Genomic DNA, 17,983 nt, shown 5'->3' with positions numbered 1-17,983 from the left:
GAGCGCCAAGGCGAACACGTCGACTGCCGCGGCGCCCGACGTAAATTCGACTAGGGCACGTGGATCCCTGCCAACATTCTCGACGTGACCGGCTGCGGTCTACCTCTTGGTAACGCCGGACAATAGCAGGCCGGCAAAGCTGATCACCTTCTCGGCCCTGTCTCACCACGAAGAGATCAAGGACACCAAGGCATGGGACGGCGATGTCGTCGAGCCGCAGATGTGTGCATCTCGTGCGTAAGCTTATTGACTAATCGTTGAGCTCGATGAGCGCGCTCCTGATCTCAAACGAAAATCCCCGCAGCAGCGATGGCTCCTAGAGTGTCGGTATCGGTGGTTGCGGAGAGGCGCAACCACCGATACCGACATTCGGTTCAGGTGGCAATTTGACACCTGCGTCCCGAACGCAGTGAGTGTTTTCTAAGTCATTGATTTTCTCGACGTGACGATGGCAGTCTGGGGAAAGCCGGCCAGTAACGCTGCCACCACGCCAGCCAAATGCGATCGAGGCCAGCGCGTTCTCCCCCGGTCCATGCGCACTTCACCGTTCACTTCCAGAGACCCACGAGCGGCCAGTAAGTGAACATGAACAGCACGATCAGGCCGTACATGATGGCCGCGAGCGGTAGGCCGAGCCGCATCATGTCCCGCGTCGTGAAGCCGCCGGCGCCATAGGCGATCATAGCCGGAGCTGACGTCACCGGGATGATCGACAGGCATTGCGCAATGAGAGCCACCCCCAGCACGATTCCCACGATCGGCAGGTCCGGATTGTGCAGGGAGACCAGAAAGCCGATGATCGCCGGCGTAATCGCGGTCAGGCACGACGTGATGCTGGTGAAACAGAAGCGGACGAAGAACACGACGACGAAGATCTTGATCGCCAGCGCCGTGACAGACAAGCCTGCCATCCCGGACTCGACGAATGCCACCTCCGACAGCCACGCCGCGCCGCCGGTCCTGGTCAACATCTCCGCCATCGATATTCCTGCGCCGAACAGCAGGATCGAGTTCCAATCGATTCGTTTATAGAGATCATTGCAGGTCGTAACGCCGACGCCCGGCATCACGAGCAACAGCACGCATAGCACCGAAATGGCGGAAGACTCGACATGGTGGACTTTGTCGGTCGCCCAGAGCACGATCGTCAGCGCCATAATGAAAGATGCCCGCTTCTCGGCCGTGGACATCGGCCCCAATTCGGCGACGCGGGCAGCGATGTAATCGCTTCCTCCGGGCAATTCCGTAAATTCAAACTTGAACAGCCTAGTCGCCAGAAAATAGAGGCCGATCGAAAACACGACGGTATAAGGAAAAAGGTAGGTCAGCCAATCGACATAGCCGAGCTGGGGCTGGCCAGCCCCGGTCAGGAAATTGACCATCACCGGATTGGGCGCGGCTCCGGTGAGCACGCCGACTCCGGTCACCGACGGCAGGATGCCGGCGAGCAGGAGCATAGCCTTGCCGATCTGACTGCTGCGCGGAAGACCAAATGCCTCGGTCAACCCGATCACGATCGGAACCAGCGTCGCTGCACGCGCGATCACCGAGGGAATGAAGAAGGTGAGAGCGAAAGCGGTCAGAATGATGCCGAACATGATCGCATGGGTGTTCGCCCCGACCAGCTTGAGGATCAGATAGGCGACGCGCTTCTCGAGCCCAGTGCTCGTGATCGCCGCCGCCATGGCGAGACCTGCCGCAACGAATAGCCAGCCGCTGTTCGAGAAGCCGCTGAGGGCCAGCGGTATGGCCTTTGCGGTTCCTAGAATAGCGCCTCCGTCGTTCCCTGCGGGTGAAAAGCCGAGCGCGAGGATCAACAGGAATACCAGCGCGACCGCGCTCACCCCATAAGGGATCCCCTCGGTGATCCACATCAGCACCACAAAGGCCATCACGGCGATGACGCGCTGCCCCGCTGGCGAAAGACCCGCCGGCGATGGAGCCATGATGATTGCCACCATGATCGCCAGACCGATCAGCACGGTCAGGAATTTCCTTGTGCTCGCCCCGTTCGTTTCGGACGCAGCATGAACCAGCGTCGACATGCGTATCCTCCATTTTGATTCTTGGTCACCGACGAAGTGCCGATGCTTTTTGATGATCGTTGCGGTCTGATCTTCGTCAGAGTTCAGTGCCAAGTTACCCCGAGCGAGCAGGACCTGCTCAGCCGCCTGCCGCTCCCAGCACCACGACGCCGTCCGCGGCCCGCACGCCATGGCCCGCCGGCAAGACGAAGACGGGGTTGATCTCGGCCTCGATCAGGCGCTCGCCGAGCTGTGCCACCATCAGCGAGAAAGCCACGATCGTCGACACCAGCGCCTCGACGTCCGCCTTTGCTCTTCCCCGAAATCTGTCGAGCAGCGGCCAGGTGATGAGGTCACGCAGCATCGAGAGCGCCTCCTCCCGGCTGAGGCCGCCCTGCGGCGGTAGAAGGCGCATGCTCGTATCCTTGAAGAGCTCCGCGGTGACACCGCCCATGCCGATCAGAACCGCGGTGCCAAGCGCATCGCGATGCATGCCCAAGATCAGCTCGGTGCCGCCCGCGATCATCTCCTGCACCAGGAAGCGTTGTGGGCGCCGACCGGTTGCCGCTTCCACGTCGGCCGCCATGGCAGTCAGGCGAGCGCTGATCGTGTCGGGCGTCAGATTGACGGCGACGCCGCCGACGTCGCTCTTGTGCGTGATCTCGCCGGAGAGAATCTTGAGGACCACTTTTCCGCCAAGCTCGCGAGCGGCGACTTCTGCCTCCGCCGGCGTACTGACGATCTGCTCGGCTACGGCGGGAATGCCAAACCGGGTGAACAGCACCTTGGCCTGAGCTTCGTCGAGCGAGCCCGGCGGAAAATCGCCGATGTCGACCCGCCGTTCGGCCCGCACGGCAAAATCGCCTTGCGAGGACTGAGCTGCCAGGAGCAAGCCCGAGAATGCAGATGCGCAGCTTTCGGCCGACGTATAGGCCGGCACGCCGCGCTCGGTGAGAACTGCGCCGACGTTCGGCGCGTGAGGGCTGACATAGGCAATGACCGGTTTGTCCGACAGCGGCAGGCAGTCGTGAACGGCGTCTGCAAGCAACGCCGGAGATCCAACGGCGGAGGACCCCGCGATGATGACCAGGGCATCATAGGAGGGGCTGGTTAGCAGAGTGCGGATCGCGCCGCGCAAGATGTCCGGATGCAGGCCGGCCAGAGTCAAGTCGACCGGATTGCGGTCGAGACTGGCGTAGGAGCCCGATTGCAGCGAGGCGAGCTGAGCCGCGGTCTCCGCATCGGGCGCCGGTGTCTCGAAGCCGGCGACACCGAGGCTGTCGGAGACGATCGTTCCGGCGCCCCCGGTGGAGGTGAGAATCGCCACGCGCTTACCGCCGAGCTTCCGTCCAGCCGCCAGAGCAGCCGGAATGTCGAGCAACTCCTCGAACGTCTTCGCCCGGATCACGCCGAGCTGCCTGAACAGGGCGTCGTACATCCGATCCGAGCCGGCCAGCGCGCCAGTATGTGAAACGGCAGCCTTGGCTCCGGCCTCCGAGCGGCCGATCTTGAAGGCCACCACCGGCTTACCGGCCTCGCGCGCCTTTCGCACCGCCTCGCGGAAGCGAGCCGGATGCCGGATTGCCTCGACATACAGGGCGATCACCCTGGTGGCTTCGTCGTCGGCAAGAAACTCGATGAAGTCCGAAAGCTCGAGATCGGCTTCGTTGCTGGTGGAGACGAGCTTCGACAGCCCGATACCACGGGCTGCCGCGCGGGAGAGCAACGCCCCAAGGATTCCGCCGCTTTGCGACACCAGCCCGATTGGACCGGCCGGGAAGTGGTCCATCGCCAGCGCGCCCGAGGCCGACAGCACGATGTTGTCGGTCAGGTTGACGAGGCCGATCGTGTTGGGGCCGAGGATCCGCATCGAGCCGGCAGCGTCCAGGAGCTGCATCTGGCGCAAGGCCCCCTCTTCGCCCGTTTCCGTATAGCCGCTGGCAAGGACGATCGCGGCAGCGGCGCCGCGTTTCGACAGCTCGCGGACCGCGAGATGCGCGCGCTCTGCCCCGAGAAGGACAATCCCGACATCGGGGACAGCCGGCAGCGCCCCAACATCGGGATAGCAGGTGAGGTCACCGATGCGCTCGACCTTGGGATTGACGGGGTAAATCGCGCCAGAGAAGCCGTGCTTTTGCAGGAATGACACTGGCCGCCCGGAGGTCTTGGCTGGATCGGCGGAAGCGCCGATGACGGCGACACTGCGCGGCCGGATGAGGCGTGCGATGGCATTCATGGCATCACTCCTTCGCGGAGGACTGTGCGAGAAACGCCATCACCGCTTCGCGGTGCTCGGCGCTGGTGTAGCAGATGGCTTGCGCCTGGCTGCCAAGGTCGAAGATCTCGTGGGCCGAACGCTCGAAAGTCTGGTTGAGGATCTTCTTGCTCAATGCCAGCGCGGTCGCCGATCCCTGCGCGAGCTCGACGGCCCATGCCTGCGCGGCCGACAAGAGTTCGCTGGAGACCACCTTGCGATCGAGAATGCCGAGCGCCAGGGCCTCTTCTGCCTGGACCATCCGCCCGGTGAAGATCAATTCCTTGGCCTTGGGAAGCCCGACGCGGCGCGGCAAGAAATAGGATCCGCCGCCGTCCGGGATCAGTCCGCGCTTGATGTAGGACCAAGTGAATTTCGAACGCTCCGAGCCGATCAGGAAATCACACGCGAGCGCGGTATCGGCGCCGAGACCGGCCGCGGCTCCGTTCACCGCCGCAATGGTCGGCTTGGGCAGGTTGAGCAGCAGGGACTGGACCCGGTGCACGCCCTGCTGCCGACTCCAGCCATTGAATGCGACCTCGCCTTGCGGAGCTTCCAGACGCCGTTTCATGCCGCTGATATCGCCGCCCGCGCAAAACGCGCTGCCGCGGCCCGTCAGCACCAGCGCTTTGATGGCGTTGTCGCTCGTGACCTTCTGAAGCGCGTCCACAAATTCCGAGCGCATCTCGTCGCTCATTGCGTTGCGGCGGTCGGGCCTGTTCAGGGCGATGGTGGCAACGCCGGCGTCGACTGAGAGTTCGATGAGCTGATAGGTCATGAGCAAGCCTTCGATTGTGGTTCGGCGCTATGCGCGGATCTGCATCGTGGAGGACACATCACTCCAGCCGCGTTGGCTGATGCCGACCGGCTAGCTCGGCGCACGCGCCGGGGGACCAACGATGTATCGATTTCAAACCGGCGTCCGTCGCCTCATCGACGAACCGCACCACGCCGGACATTACTCAACAGGGTTTTCAGACATTGCGTTTCGTACTCCCGAGATGCTTTGTGCTTGTTTTATTGCTTGCTTCTATACTGAACCGTCATAAAAGCAGATATCCCCTATTTCCACTAAGTGGAATTGGTCCCGGCAGCATGGCTTTGGCGAGGCAATATTCGGGTGGCGCAAACGGAAATCGATCGCTGGAGCGCGGCATCGAAATCCTGCGCACGTTCCGGCCTGGCGTCGATACGCTCGGCAACGGCGAGATTGCCGAGCGCACCGGCCTGCCCCGCTCCACCGTCAGCCGCCTGACCAAGACGCTGGTCGAGTTCGGCATGCTCGACGAAGTCCGGACTGCGCGAAACTATCGCCTTTCAGCCGCCGTTCTCAGCCTTGGCCACGCCGTTCGCATGGGATCGCCGGTCCTCAAGGTACTTGGTCCCCTGATGCGGGCCGAATCGACGCGGCGTCGACTGAACGTCGGTCTCGCGACTGCTGATCGTGCAATGATGGTCTATCTGGAATCCATTCGCTACAACTCGCGCCCGACACTGCGCAGCATCGTTGCCGGCCAACAAGTGCCGATGGAATTGACCTCGCTCGGGCGCGCCTATCTCGCGGCCGTCCCGGACGCAGACCGCGACAGGCTAATCGCGCAATTCAGACGACGCTCTGCCGCCGCGACGAAGGCGCTGATCGCCGACATCCAGAAATCAATCCGCGCGATCCGGCGCGACGGATACTGTGCGGTCTCCTGGCAACCTGGCGTGCTCGCCGTAGCAACGCCGATCGTTTTGGACGGTTTGCCGATTTACGCACTCAACATGAGCGTGCAGGACGTCGAGCCCAACGAAGTGCTTGGCGCAGAGCTCGGCGAGTACCTCATGACATTCGCGGCCCGATGCAAGGATGCACTCTCGGGGTCTCCGGACGACACGGCCGAGCCGCAGCCTCCCCGGTCGCAGACGCAGCGAAGGGAAACACCGATCTGAGGTCCGGCTGCGGTTTCTGCTTATGCCTTGGCGACTAGCGTCCATTCGGCACAGTTTACGAATCCCGAGGGGAAAGTCGCATGGAATCGCAGATTTGGCGTACAAATTCGTGGAATTGGCGGAGACAGTGTCAGTCAATCCCCGTTGAAATATAAGTCGTTTTTCATTTCAGCACAGGGCAACCTACGATCTTGGCTACCGGTGGCGACCCGGCGAACGGCCGACGCCGCACTTCGGCGACCAAGCCGCGATAGATTACCGGTGAAGTAATCGATTGCTCCTCTGAAGTCCCTAAGTCCTCGCGATGAAACTGTTCGATGCGCGGCGCAAGCTGCCGACAATCGTAGCAATTCGGCATTGGTTTCTTCTGAATGCCCCCCCAACAGCAGCCAATGCGGCACAAACGCGCAAAGATGACCCGATGCCAATCGGGAGCTGAGCATGTCCCAGTCAGTACACGTTCGAGCCTTTCGCGACCTTGTAGGCGACGGAGGCGTCGTTGACGACCCGGAGCGGATGGCTACCTACACGACGGATCAACGCCGGCTCTCCACGGGCTCGACGTTTGCCGTGCTGAAGCCGAAGACGACGAAGCAGGTCGCCGACATCGTGCGGCTCGCCGCGTACCACGGTATCGGAATCGTTCCGCAGGGTGGCAACACTAGCTACTGCGGCGGTGCGACGCCTGACGCGTCCGGACGCCAAATCATCGTGAGCCTCGAGCGGATGGACAGGATTCGCTAAATCGATCCCGTCTCCATGAGCATCTCTGTCGACGCCGGCGTCATCCTGAAGAACGCACAGGACGCCGCAGCGGCTGCCGGACTTCTGTTCCCGCTCAGCCTCGGCGCGGAGGGCAGTTGCCGGATCGGCGGCAATATCGGCACCAACGCCGGCGGGCTGTCGGTCGTCAGGTACGGGATGACGCGCGATCTGCTGCTCGGAATCGAGGCGGTGCTCGCGGACGGCACGGTAGTCTCCGACATGCGCAAGCTGCGGAAGAACAATACCGGCTACGACGTCAAACAGTGCTTCGTCGGAAGCGAGGGGACTCTCGGCATCGTCACCGGCGCGGTGTTGCGTCTCGCGCCCTTGCCGACCCGCCGCGCGACTGCCTGGCTGAAGCTCGCGAGCGGCGCGCCGCTCGCTGAGCTTCTCGCCCCGGTCCGTCGCGAGTCCGCGGATCTGCTGACCACTTTCGAATTCATGGCGGCCCGATCCATCGCGCTTGCGAGCGACGCAATGACGGACCCGCCATCCCTTGGAGCGGGCTCAGCAGGCGCCGTCCTCGTCGAGTTCGCCTCTTCCTCATGCCATCTCGATCTAGACGAACTGATGGAAGCCGTTCTGGCCGAGGCGATCGAGGCTGGATGGATCGAGGACGCATTCTTGGCGCAGAGTGGATCGCAGCGGACCGCGATGTGGCAGCTCCGCGAGACCATCCCCGAGGGCGAGAAATGCCGGAACGGATCGGTCAAGCACGACATCTCGGTACCGCTTTCCTCCATTCAGCGCTTTCTGAATCTGGCCGGCTCGCAGGTGCGATCGTATGACGCCCAGCTTGAGCTGTCCGTCTACGGCCATGTCGGCGACGGCAATCTGCACTACAATGTGCTCATTCCTCCCGACGTCGACCGGCTGGAATTCACCAGGCGGATCGAAGGCAGCCTGTCGTTGCAACTCTACGATACGGCCGCGACGCTCGGCGGCACGTTCAGCGCGGAGCACGGCGTCGGTCGTTTCAAGAAGCACCTTCTGGAACGGTACGGTGATGTCGGGCGTATTGCGGCGATGCGCCGGATCAAGACCGCCTTTGATCCGGCGGACATCATGAACGCCGGCGCGATCGTTTGCCCCTTGGGAGAGAAGTCTGCCCGTTGAACCATCGGCCGGCCAGTTGGCGTTGCTTTCGTCCCGAACCAAACGGTGCATCTTCGGCAGAGTCACCTCGATCAGCCAAATCGTCTTGTCCATAAAGAGAGAGCCACTCCGAAGGAGTGGCTCAAGTTGGGGGAGGAAACGCCCTTTAGGGACTGCTAAATCGCGATCAGGCCGCGACCTGTTCAATCAGTGAGCATGGCAGGCCGAGACTCTCGGCCACCGCCCTTGAAGTTAGCCATCCGCGATGGACATTAAGTCCCGCACGCAGATGGGGATCTTCGAGCTCAGCTCCGAATCCTTTGCTCGCCAGGGTGCACGTCAGGCCTGACTTCCAGCTCGATCTTCAGATGGCGGCGATGTCCAGCTTGGAGCCATCGACCAGACGCGACAGCCGGAACGGTGTGGGATCGACGCAAGGCGTGTCGTTTACGACAAGCTCTGCGGCCAGATAGCCGAGCCCCGGGCCCAAACCAAAGCCGTGACCCGAGCAGCCCGCCGCGAGGACCAGGCCTTTCACCCCGTCCACCTGCGATACCACGGGCACTGCGTCCGGCGTGCAATCGACGAAGCCGCCCCAGGTGTCAATCGGCGTTCAAATATTGCAGGCCGAATGACAGCGTTTTGTCTGGGTGCGCAGCGCCGACGCCAAGGCCACGCTCGCCAGGTTGGCCGCCGACGCGAACAGGCCGAAGATTCTGGCGGCTCCCGTCACGGTGATCGTCGGGCACGATATGGATTTCGCCGGCGAATTGCCGAAGCTCATGCCGCACGCCGCCGAGATGATGCAGAAGTATTTCGCTCCGCCCGAAGTGGCCGAGGCGACGGCGATGCGCAACGGGACGCTGCAGGGCGCCTACCTCATCGTCGCCGCGCGGGCGCTGGGACTAGATTGCGGCCCCATGTCCGGCTTCGACAACGTGGGCGTGGACAAGGCGTTCTTCGCGGGCACGCGGATCAAGTCGAACTTCATCTGCAGCATCGGACACGGCGATCCGGCTTCCGTCTTCCCGCGCAATCCCCGCCTGAGCTTCGAGGAGGCCGGTCGCTGGGCGTAGGCGCAGGCACCGGCCGATCCACCGTCATCAATCGAGAGACAAGGAAGATGCGTCGATGAGCATTGAACGGAACGTACAGACCGTGAAGGACTTCTTCGCCGCGATAGGCCGCGGCGACAGGGAGGATCTGTTGGCGCTTGTCGCCGAAGACATCGAGTGGATCGTCCCCGGCGAGGACTGGCCGCTGGCCGGCACGCACCGCGGGCACGCGGGGCTGGCGGATTTGCTCAAGACGGCATCCGAGTCGATAGAGACCTCCACGGAACCCCGGGAGTTCGTCGCGCAGGGAGACCGGGTCCTGGTCGTCGGCTTCGCGAAAGGGAAGATCAAAGCAACGAACAAGACTTTCGAGGACGACTGGATCTTCGCCATCACGGTCCGGGACGGCAGGTGACCAACATACGAGAATACGTCGACACGCAGGCACTGGCGCGGGCCGCGCAGATGGACGCGTCCGGGACGGCGTAGCGCTGCCGATCTGCGGCCGTCGGTTCGCGATAGACGGTGGATCAGCCGTAAATCGCCCTCGCACGCCGCGCGCTTGTCGAATGCCGCCGTAAAGGAGATTCCAATGTACGACCAATCCAAGCTATCCTTGTTGATCCAGTTCGCACGAGTCAATGCGGGCTCCGTCGTCATCGACGTTTACCCAGGCGACGGCGACTGGACCCACCTCTTCTCCGACGTCGTAGGACCCGAAGGACGCGTCTACAGCTTCGTGCCGACCGAAGTCGCCCACTTCAAGAACGATCCGGTCGGTCGCATGCGGACGCTCGCGAAGGAGCCGGACCGAGAGAACGTCGAAGTCGTCTCGGCGGACCTCGTGGCGATGCCGGAGGTCACCCAACCAGCGGATGTCCTGTGGCTGCACCTGTTCTATCACGATCTCCACACCGCGCTGATCCAGGCCAAGGGCGCGACGGCGGCCCACTTCAATCGAGCTGTCTACGAGCGGCTGAAGCCCGGTGGGCTCTACGTCATCGTAGACCACGCCGCCGTCGTTGGGGCGGGCACGAGCGACGCCCCGTCGTTGCATCGGATTGAGCCTACCTCCGTTCGCGAGGAGGTGGAGGCGACTGGCTTCGTACTGGACGGGGAAAGCACCATGCTCGCGAACAAGGACGATCCGCACTCGATCAAGGTGTTCGATCCCTCGATCAAGGGCGAGACCGATCGCTTCGCCTATCGGTTCGTGAAGCCCTGACAGGTCCCGGATGCAGGATGGGCGGAACTTTCTCTAATCGAGCGGTACATCAAGTTGGATTGTTGTGCCCTTTGGCTCGTTTGATGAGACAGCGATGCGTCCATTGAGTTGGGCAAGCAAACTCTTGATCACCTTGAAGCCCAGGCTCGCTCGTGGCTGGTCCATATCGAAATCCGCCGGCAGTCCCACACCCTGATCCGCTACTAAGACATGCAAATCCGCTCCGCGCCCCGCGCCCGCCACCTGGATTTCGCCGGATTTGTCGGAATAGGCGTGCTTCGCCGCGTTCGTGACAAGCTCATTAATCAGGAGGCCAAGGGGAATTGCCTTGTCCGCCGGAATCATCAGGTGGTCGAAGTTGCAGTCAATCTTGTAGGCGAGCGTCTCCTGCAGTTTCCTGCAAAGCTCGCCCGCGAAGTCCGCAATGTCAACGAATCCGATCCGGGTGCTGCGCCACAGGTGGTCGTGAACCTGCGCGATCGTGGTGATGCGGGAAGCGGCGTCCTTGAGTGCGTTTTGCACTTCCTTGGACTGCGCGCTACGCGACTGGACGTGAAGCAGCCCTACCACCGACGCCAGGCTGTTCTTGACACGATGGCTCATCTCTCGTGTCAACATGGCTTGATGCTCGAGGGCTTTTTGAAGCTCGGCGTCGGCATGCTGCCGCTCGATGGCGATGCCGAGCAGGCCCGCAAAGCCCGCAAGGAAATCGGCATCTGCAAGATCGAACTGACCTGAGTCCGCGCTGTCGACTTCTAGAACTCCAAACGGTAGATGACCTTCGCCGCCGCGCGCGATGAGAACGTTGATAGCGCGCTTGATGCCGTGCTCCGACAGCAGTTTCGGCGTCCGAAAGCGGGTTTCTTCTTGAAGGTGATTGGAAATGACGATTTGGCCGGTATGGAACGCATAGCCGGCGGGTGACTCTAAGTCGACGCCCAAAGATACTTGGCCGATCGTCTCTGGCGCCCATCCGACGCCTGCGCTCACCAGCAACCTTTTTGCCTCCGGAATGTACTCCAGGACCTTGGCGAACGGTGTTTCGAGACCCTGTGCGCAGAGCTCCGTCGCACGTTGCAGTATCTGGCTGATGTCGCGGGTCTGGAGCGCGGTTCGGCCGAATTCGCCCAACAAGGACTGTTGCCTCAACCGGTAAGGAAGTTCCTGCCTGGTTGCAGCGCTCGACGCGACGGGAGACGTTACGGATTCTGTCCCTGCGGGGGTTGGCATATATTCGTCCCTTCGAAATGCCGGCGAGCGGCCCGCCCTCCACTTGTAGCATGATAAGTTGCCGACCGGACGAGCGCGCTTAGGTTTGTCTTGCGGGATGGGAGATCGGGCGCTCTACCGTCCAGTGCCAGGCCCGGCATTGCTGGAAGACTCTTCGGTATGTTTAATGACGGAACCTATTGTTCCGCCACCTGTTGTCCTGCCCGGAGGACTGCAACGAGGCAGCCAGGGGAATACGGCTTTGAACGATGCGGTTAAGATTCTGGTCATCGAGGACGACCAGCTCATTCAGGCTATGGTCGAAGAAGCTCTTTCAGAAGGCGGCTTTGCGTCGGCCCTGACAGCGTCCGGGGAGGAAGCAATTACGCTTCTCCGGGACAACAAATCCAAATACCGGGCGATCGTGACCGACATCAACCTGCTGGGAAAGCTCGATGGATGGGAGGTCGGTCGCTTTGCCCAGGAGATTGATCCGACGATGCCCATCATCTACATGACCGGCACTCACGGGGAGGAATGGACGTCCAAGGGCGTCCCTAACAGCCTGCTGCTTACAAAGCCTTTTGCCCCCGCTCAAATCGTAACTGCTATATCCCAGCTTCTTAACGCGACCCCAACGGTCCCGCCCGCAGAGTAGAGGGCCGGGCCTCATCGCAAGAAAGCTGAAGACCTAGCAAACCTCGCTGGGCTTCTTCGACCAGGCCACGCGGCCAAGCGGGCCGCATTGTGAAAGCGCTCGCAAGCCGAAACGCCCGTTTGGAGAAGCAGAATTAAAAGCTGGATCTCACCGTGCGCCGGGCCTGCCCATAGCTCACGGCGAATGAGCGCCGTCAAGGCGCCCTGCCTGCTGACGTATCGCCCCGGCCGACCGATCCAAATCAGCGAAAAAATTTTGACTCCCCTTGAAACCAAAAACGGGTTTTGTATTTTCTGAATCGCCACCACAGGGTGGCTCCCGGGCGCCTGATGGGCCCAGGAAATCCAGACGGGCACCGGTCGTGTCCGGTGCCGCTATTAACCATTTTGCTCTTAGGAGGATCTGGCTATGCGCACTTATGACTTCGCTCCCCTCTTCCGGTCGACCATCGGTTTCGATCGTCTATTCGACCTCGCCGAGACCGCCCAGCGCGGTGCCGAGGAAAGCTATCCGCCCTATAACATCGAACGGCTTGCCGAAGACCGTTACCAGATCACGCTGGCGGTCGCGGGTTTCTCGCCGGATGAAATCTCGATCACTGCAGAGCAAAACGTCGTCACCATCGAAGGCGGCAAGACCGAGAAGACCGAGCGGGAATTTCTGTATCGGGGCATCTCGACCCGCCATTTCAAGCGTCAGTTCAACCTGGCGGATTACGTCCAGGTCAAGGGCGCTGCCTTCGACAACGGCCTGCTGAAGATCGAACTGTTCCGGGAAATCCCGGAAGCCATGAAGCCGCGGCGCATCGCCATCGCCGGCGCATCGGTTTCCGGCAACGTCCACCAGATCGAGTCCAAGGCGGCCTGATCCATCACTCTCCGAGAATGCCGCGCGTCTTCCGACGCGCGGCCACTGGCTTCGTCCAAAGAATGGAGGACACCATGCGGCCGACGACCGCTTCCGACGACAACGTGATCGACTTCAACGCGCTCCTGCATCCCGGGACGGTGTTTGGCCACCCGCGGGACGTGCTGACGAACGCTTCGCTCTCGACCTCCGAGAAACGCGCTATCTTGGCATCCTGGGCGTCCGACGCATCGGCCATTGCCTCCTGCCCGTCGTTGAGGGCGCCGGCGGGGCTGAAAGCGCCGGTCACCATCGACGAGATCCTCGAGGCGCTGTGCGAACTCGACGGTGGTCCACGCAATCCCCCCGGAGGCAGACCGAATCGCCTCCGCTCGACATCCAGGGTTCTGGCCGCCTGAGATGGAGGTTTCGATGGCGGACATAGGATTGCCCCGAGACGTGCTGAACCGCATCGAACGTCGATGGATGGCCAAGTTCGCGCAAACTCCCCCAGCCCGGCCTTCCGCGACCCGTTGCGACGATCCACTGCGGTCGCCGCAAGTCCGTCGACTTCTGGATGGATCCTTGAAGCCTCCGAAGTGCGATAGAGCCATCGAGTCCGACTGCGCATGAAGCTCGCGCGCTTGCCGATCACCATTACCTCCGGATAGCTCAGCGTTCCGGAGGTCCCGCCTTTGCGATCTGTCAGTTTACCTGACGAGCAGAGAATCGTGATATCGAGCAAAAAGCGTTGCAGATCGCGTCTGTCACTTTTCGGACATGGGGCCATGTCCGACATGGGTCCGTTATCGGCACCAAAGCGGACGTCCGCCGACCGCTCCAAGTTTATAGGTTCACGCCCTAATCGACGCTCAGGGTTGCTTCTTCAGCGCCTGTTCTAAGCCAAGGCGAAGAGACTCCGGCGTGTAGGGCTTCATGATGAATAGTGCCCCCAAGCGTGCGGCTTCAGATTTGACCCCGCTGTCTCCTGTTGCGAGAACGAGGAGTAGACCGGGCCAGCGCGCGTAAACGTCTCTTGCGAGTTGCAGGCCGGAAACTCCAGGCAGGCCAACGTCGGTAAGGAGGATGTCCACGGTTCCCTCATCCAGGATCTTCAGAGCCTCCTGAGCCGTGCTGGCTTCTCTCACCTTGCATCCGATATCGCTCAGCATCTCCGTCGACGTAAGACGGATGAGGTCGTCGTCTTCTACCAACAATACGGTCGTCCCCTTGAGAGCTCTTTCGTTTGCCGGGTGTTGCGATCCCTGAGCGACGCGCCGTTGAGCTTGATTGGCCAACACGTGTCTGATCTTCCGGGCGAGCGCCTCGCGCGTGTAGGGTTTGGCGAGCAACTCCACCCCGGGATCGAGTCGTCCGCCGTGCACAATGGCGTTCTGCGTATAGCCGGACGTGAAAAGCACCGCGACGTTGGGCAACCGTTCTTTGGCCTTTCGCGCCAGTTCCGGGCTACGCAGCGCGCCCGGCATCATGACGTCTGTGAAGATCAGATCGATCGGAATGCCGCTATCGACGACAACAAGTGCGCTTGCCGCGTCTTTCGCCTTGACCACGCGGTACCCGAGTTGGGTGAGCATGGAGACCGCAACCTCGCGGACCTCATCGTCGTCCTCGACCACAAGCACGGTTTCTTCGCCGCCTTCGATCTCACCGTGGGGAGCAGTGACTAGAGCGTCCTCACTGGCAAGATTTCGTGGGAAATAGAGCTTGACTGTCGTTCCGGAGCCCATCTCGCTATAGATTTTTACGTGTCCACCAGATTGCTTGAGGAAGCCGTAAACCATGGCAAGGCCCAGACCGGTACCCTTGTCTTCCGTTTTGGTAGTGAAAAACGGTTCATAGACCCGCTCCAGGATGTCCGCTGGAATGCCTGTACCCGTGTCGGTCACCGCGATCATCACGTATTGTCCCGCGGACAGTTCATCATGCTGCCGGACATAGTCGTCGTCGAGGAAGGCGTTGCTGGCCTCGATCGTCAGGCGACCATCACCGTTCATCGCGTCGCGGGCGTTTATCGCGAGGTTCAAGACCGCGTTTTCGAATTGATCCGGATCGATCAAGCTATTCCAAAGCCCGCCGGCGACTACCGTTTCGACCTCGATCTCCCCACCGAGGGCGCGACGAAGCATCTCATCCATGCCTTTGATCAGACGGCCCGCGTTCACCACCCTCGGCTCCAGCGGCTGGCGCCGTGCGAAGGCAAGCAATTGGGAGGCAAGTTTCGAACCGCGGGCAACGCCCGCCAGCGCGCTTTGGACCCGCATCTCGGCCCGGGCATTGCCGGCGATATCCTTGCTCAGCAGTTGCAGATTTCCACTGATGACCTGCAGCAGATTGTTGAAGTCGTGAGCGACGCCGCCTGTGAGTTGCCCGATCGCCTCCAGTTTTTGCGAACGGATCATCGTCGCTTGCGCCGCCTGAAGAGCAGCCTCCGCCTCGCGGCGTTCGGTGATATCCCTCGTCACTTTGGCGAAGCCGACAAGCTTGCCGTCGTCGTCGCGTATGGCGTCGATCACGACGTGCGCCCAGAACGCCGTGCCGTCCTTTCGGACTCGTTGACCTTCGTTCTCCCAGCGTCCATTTCGGGTCGCGGTGTCGAGGCCGGTACGCGGAAGGCCGGCAGCACGGTCAGCTTCGGTGTAGAAGTTGGAGAAGTGACGGCCAATGATCTCTTCGGGGGCATAGCCCTTGATGCGCTGGGCACCGGCGTTCCAGCTCGCCACGTGCCCGTCCACATCCAGCATGTAGATGGCATAATCGGTGACGCTGTGCACCAGCATTCGGAACTGCTGTTCGCTTTCGCGCAATTTAGTCTCGGCGGCCCTTCGCTCGGTCAAGTCGCGTGTGATTTTGGCGAAGCCGACAAGGTCGCCTTCGGGGGAGCGGATTGCGTCAATGACAACGTGGGCCCAGAACTGAGAGCCGTCCTTGCGCACGCGCCAGCCCTCGCGCTCGAAGCGGCCAGTGCGCTCAGCTTCCGCCAACGCCAGCGCGGGGATGTTCTCCGCCCGTTCAGCGTCGGTGTAGAAGATCGAGAAATGGCGACCGATGATCTCGTCGGCCTCATAACCTTTGAAGCGCCTGGCACCGGGGTTCCAACTGGTCACGCGGCCCTCGCGATCCAGCATATAGATCGCGTAATCAGTGATCGCCTCGACGAGGAGCCGGTAGCGGCCGTCGCTGGACTGGGCGGCTTCGAAGGAGCTTGAAGTTTCCATGCAGAGTCCTATCCCGCCCCGGGAGAGCGGTTTCCGTATGAGTCAAACATTGCTTGGTTGATCAGGTTCCGGCCGGCTCCGCCTGGGATCTCGAGGGTCCGGAACCGTCCCAGATCAACAATCTCGCAACGCGATCCGATCAGCCGCAACGGAAAAGCGTAAATTACTCATTTCGCGCCATGCACTAAGTCGCCTCTCGGGTAATCGCGCCGTGGTTGACAACGCGGGTCCCAAGGTCAACGATTGCACAAAGGCGATTGCAATGAATCCCAACGATATACATGTTGTTCAAGTCACGCCCGATGACGGTACACATCAGCTTTGGGCAGCCGCGACTCCCCGGGAGGAAGCGGTCGATAGGGTTCTAAACGCCATTCCCGAGGGGTGGTGCGCCCATTTGCTCGATGAGGCTTTCGGACCGCGTGGGGAGACGATCGAAATTATTCGTCGGGGCGATGTGTGGCAGCTTCATGATTCGGCCAGCATCAACTGAGGCACGGCTGCAAGCGCACTTCCGCGAGAAATCTCCGACCTCGCTCGATCGCCTTCACGCGGAAACTGCCGCAAGTGGGCTCATAGGACTTTCATGTCAGCCATCGCCGCAGCAGAGCATCGGTCGTGTGAGTGCGGCGCGGTCTATCGTCGTATCGTGATCACGACCCCGATGACCGAGATCGGCGACTTCGAATGTTTGATCTGCGGATAGACGCTTGAGACCTGGACCGACAGGCAAGTGCCAACCTATCGCTTGATCATCGGTCCGATCCGGCGGTAGCACACCTGATCCAATGGGTACGGCCGACCCTACCGTCAACTGATGGCCCTTCGTTGCCACGGGGACATCTGTTACCTGCCCAGGATTCACCAATCGGCCGAGCCACCGGGCGATGGTTTTTGACACGGAACCAGCAGCGAGAGGCTGCGTTTCCTTGCCATCGTTGTGAGGAGAAACGATTATGGGAATCTTCACCAAGGACATCAAGACGATGGAAGACCTGCTGATCCACGGTCTTCAGGATATCTATTACGCCGAGCAGCAAATTCTGAAATCGCTGCCCAAGATGATCAACAAGGCCACCAATCGCGATCTCGTCGCAGGGCTCAAGAGCCATCTCGAGGAAACCAACAAGCAGGTCGAGCGACTTGAGAAGGCCTTCGCAAAACTCGGCAAGCAGCCAAGCGGCACGACGTGCCCTGCAATCGACGGCATCATCAAGGAATCCGACGAGACCGCCAGCGAAATCGAGGACAAGGCCGTGTTGGACGCGGCTATCGTCGCGAACGCGCAGGCAGTGGAGCACTATGAGATGTGCCGGTACGGCACGCTAATCGCCTGGGCCGAGGAGCTCGGCCATGACGAGATCGTCCGCTTCCTCAACACGAACCTCAACGAGGAAAAAGCGGCGAACACCAAGCTGAACACGGTGGCGTTGCGCAAGGGGGTGAACGCGAAGGCGTCGAGCGCGGCTTAACGGCTAGTGTCCAGCGGCTCCGCGCAAGCACGGTTTCGCCGTCAAATTCGGCGATATCGAGGACGACTTCTCTCTGCTGGCCGCCAGCTGCCGATGTGGCGAGCCGGATCCTGCAGCGCGAAGTCGAACTCCTAGTCGTGCTGCCCAAGGTCCTTCTACCTGCCTCAAGTCACCCGGTAGCGCCTGTTCGGGCGCGATTGCCGACGGAT

At 61.4% G+C, this 17,983-nt stretch carries 14 protein-coding genes and 4 pseudogenes; 11 read left to right on the top strand and 7 right to left on the bottom strand.

Features of this window, described 5'->3' with window-relative positions; genetic code table 11:
* Positions 1 to 548: 548 nt before the first annotated feature.
* Genes HAP40_RS05480 through HAP40_RS05470 form a run of 3 tightly spaced genes read right to left on the bottom strand, consistent with a single transcriptional unit; the run spans position 549 to position 5,056 of the window.
* The gene (locus HAP40_RS05480) at positions 549 to 2,216 is read right to left on the bottom strand and encodes a DASS family sodium-coupled anion symporter (protein WP_246741166.1); all 1,668 of its coding nucleotides are present in this window, start codon (positions 2,214 to 2,216) and stop codon (positions 549 to 551) included.
* Complete coding sequence (locus HAP40_RS05475; RefSeq protein WP_166818750.1) at positions 2,164 to 4,260, bottom strand: acetate--CoA ligase family protein; 2,097 nt, start codon at positions 4,258 to 4,260, stop codon at positions 2,164 to 2,166. The genes HAP40_RS05480 and HAP40_RS05475 overlap by 53 nt, the downstream gene beginning before the upstream one ends.
* Before the next feature lie 4 nt (positions 4,261 to 4,264).
* On the bottom strand, positions 4,265 to 5,056 hold the full coding sequence (locus HAP40_RS05470) for an enoyl-CoA hydratase/isomerase family protein (protein ID WP_166818751.1): 792 nt from the start codon (positions 5,054 to 5,056) through the stop codon (positions 4,265 to 4,267).
* A 317-nt stretch (positions 5,057 to 5,373) separates the two neighbouring features.
* On the opposite strand from HAP40_RS05470, the gene HAP40_RS05465 reads away from it, so the two are divergent.
* The 3 genes and pseudogenes from HAP40_RS05465 (at position 5,374) to HAP40_RS05455 (ending at position 8,094) form a co-directional block, all read left to right on the top strand.
* Entirely contained in the window at positions 5,374 to 6,213 is an 840-nt protein-coding gene (locus HAP40_RS05465; RefSeq protein ID WP_166819612.1) for an IclR family transcriptional regulator, read from the top strand.
* Between the two features lie 441 nt (positions 6,214 to 6,654).
* Positions 6,655 to 7,131: pseudogene (locus HAP40_RS05460) on the top strand (FAD-binding oxidoreductase); the annotation flags it as partial.
* A gap of 3 nt (positions 7,132 to 7,134) precedes the next feature.
* Positions 7,135 to 8,094: an FAD-binding oxidoreductase gene (locus HAP40_RS05455; RefSeq protein WP_246741376.1), complete on the top strand. Its 960-nt coding sequence runs from the start codon at positions 7,135 to 7,137 to the stop codon at positions 8,092 to 8,094.
* 166 nt (positions 8,095 to 8,260) lie between these two features.
* Here the strand turns inward: HAP40_RS05455 and HAP40_RS05450 are convergent.
* Together HAP40_RS05450 and HAP40_RS05445 are read right to left on the bottom strand one after the other, a co-directional pair.
* Positions 8,261 to 8,404: pseudogene (locus HAP40_RS05450) on the bottom strand (alanine dehydrogenase); the annotation flags it as partial.
* A gap of 33 nt (positions 8,405 to 8,437) precedes the next feature.
* Positions 8,438 to 8,677, bottom strand: a pseudogene (locus HAP40_RS05445) (NAD(P)/FAD-dependent oxidoreductase); the annotation flags it as partial.
* Between the two features lie 46 nt (positions 8,678 to 8,723).
* On the opposite strand from HAP40_RS05445, the gene HAP40_RS05440 reads away from it, so the two are divergent.
* The 3 genes and pseudogenes from HAP40_RS05440 to HAP40_RS05430 all read left to right on the top strand — a co-directional run bounded on the left by HAP40_RS05440 (position 8,724) and on the right by HAP40_RS05430 (position 10,353).
* On the top strand, positions 8,724 to 9,149 hold the full coding sequence (locus HAP40_RS05440) for a malonic semialdehyde reductase (protein ID WP_166818752.1): 426 nt from the start codon (positions 8,724 to 8,726) through the stop codon (positions 9,147 to 9,149).
* Between the two features lie 55 nt (positions 9,150 to 9,204).
* Positions 9,205 to 9,617 (top strand): annotated as a pseudogene (locus HAP40_RS05435) (nuclear transport factor 2 family protein).
* A 103-nt stretch (positions 9,618 to 9,720) separates the two neighbouring features.
* Positions 9,721 to 10,353, top strand: coding sequence for a class I SAM-dependent methyltransferase (locus HAP40_RS05430; RefSeq protein ID WP_166818753.1), 633 nt, complete (start codon positions 9,721 to 9,723; stop codon positions 10,351 to 10,353).
* 33 nt (positions 10,354 to 10,386) lie between these two features.
* Here the strand turns inward: HAP40_RS05430 and HAP40_RS05425 are convergent, their stop codons facing one another.
* A complete protein-coding gene (locus HAP40_RS05425; protein WP_166818754.1) occupies positions 10,387 to 11,583 on the bottom strand; it encodes a sensor histidine kinase in 1,197 nt (398 codons plus the stop codon).
* Between the two features lie 241 nt (positions 11,584 to 11,824).
* Here HAP40_RS05425 and HAP40_RS05420 point away from each other — a divergent pair, with 241 nt between their 5' ends.
* From HAP40_RS05420 to HAP40_RS05410, 3 genes are all read left to right on the top strand, one after another.
* Positions 11,825 to 12,220, top strand: coding sequence for a response regulator (locus tag HAP40_RS05420; protein ID WP_246741167.1), 396 nt, complete (start codon positions 11,825 to 11,827; stop codon positions 12,218 to 12,220).
* 408 nt (positions 12,221 to 12,628) lie between these two features.
* Positions 12,629 to 13,087 carry a small heat shock protein HspD gene (gene hspD, locus HAP40_RS05415; protein ID WP_166818756.1) on the top strand — a complete coding sequence of 153 codons (459 nt, stop codon included), beginning with the start codon at positions 12,629 to 12,631 and terminating at the stop codon, positions 13,085 to 13,087.
* A gap of 74 nt (positions 13,088 to 13,161) precedes the next feature.
* Positions 13,162 to 13,485: a hypothetical protein gene (locus HAP40_RS05410; RefSeq protein WP_166818757.1), complete on the top strand. Its 324-nt coding sequence runs from the start codon at positions 13,162 to 13,164 to the stop codon at positions 13,483 to 13,485.
* 453 nt (positions 13,486 to 13,938) lie between these two features.
* Here the strand turns inward: HAP40_RS05410 and HAP40_RS05405 are convergent, their stop codons facing one another.
* On the bottom strand, positions 13,939 to 16,302 hold the full coding sequence (locus HAP40_RS05405; protein WP_166818758.1) for a hybrid sensor histidine kinase/response regulator: 2,364 nt from the start codon (positions 16,300 to 16,302) through the stop codon (positions 13,939 to 13,941).
* Positions 16,303 to 16,564: 262 nt separating this feature from the next.
* Between HAP40_RS05405 and HAP40_RS05400 the strand changes: the two genes are divergently transcribed.
* Together HAP40_RS05400 and HAP40_RS05395 are read left to right on the top strand one after the other, a co-directional pair.
* Entirely contained in the window at positions 16,565 to 16,795 is a 231-nt protein-coding gene (locus HAP40_RS05400; protein WP_166818759.1) for a hypothetical protein, read from the top strand.
* A gap of 463 nt (positions 16,796 to 17,258) precedes the next feature.
* On the top strand, positions 17,259 to 17,774 hold the full coding sequence (locus HAP40_RS05395) for a ferritin-like domain-containing protein (RefSeq protein ID WP_166818760.1): 516 nt from the start codon (positions 17,259 to 17,261) through the stop codon (positions 17,772 to 17,774).
* Positions 17,775 to 17,983 lie beyond the last annotated feature (209 nt).

It is taken from the genome of Bradyrhizobium sp. 1(2017), assembly GCF_011602485.2.
GTDB lineage: Bacteria > Pseudomonadota > Alphaproteobacteria > Rhizobiales > Xanthobacteraceae > Bradyrhizobium.
Note: the sequence above shows the minus strand (reverse complement) of the source record. Positions and strands in the feature narration are given on the sequence as shown.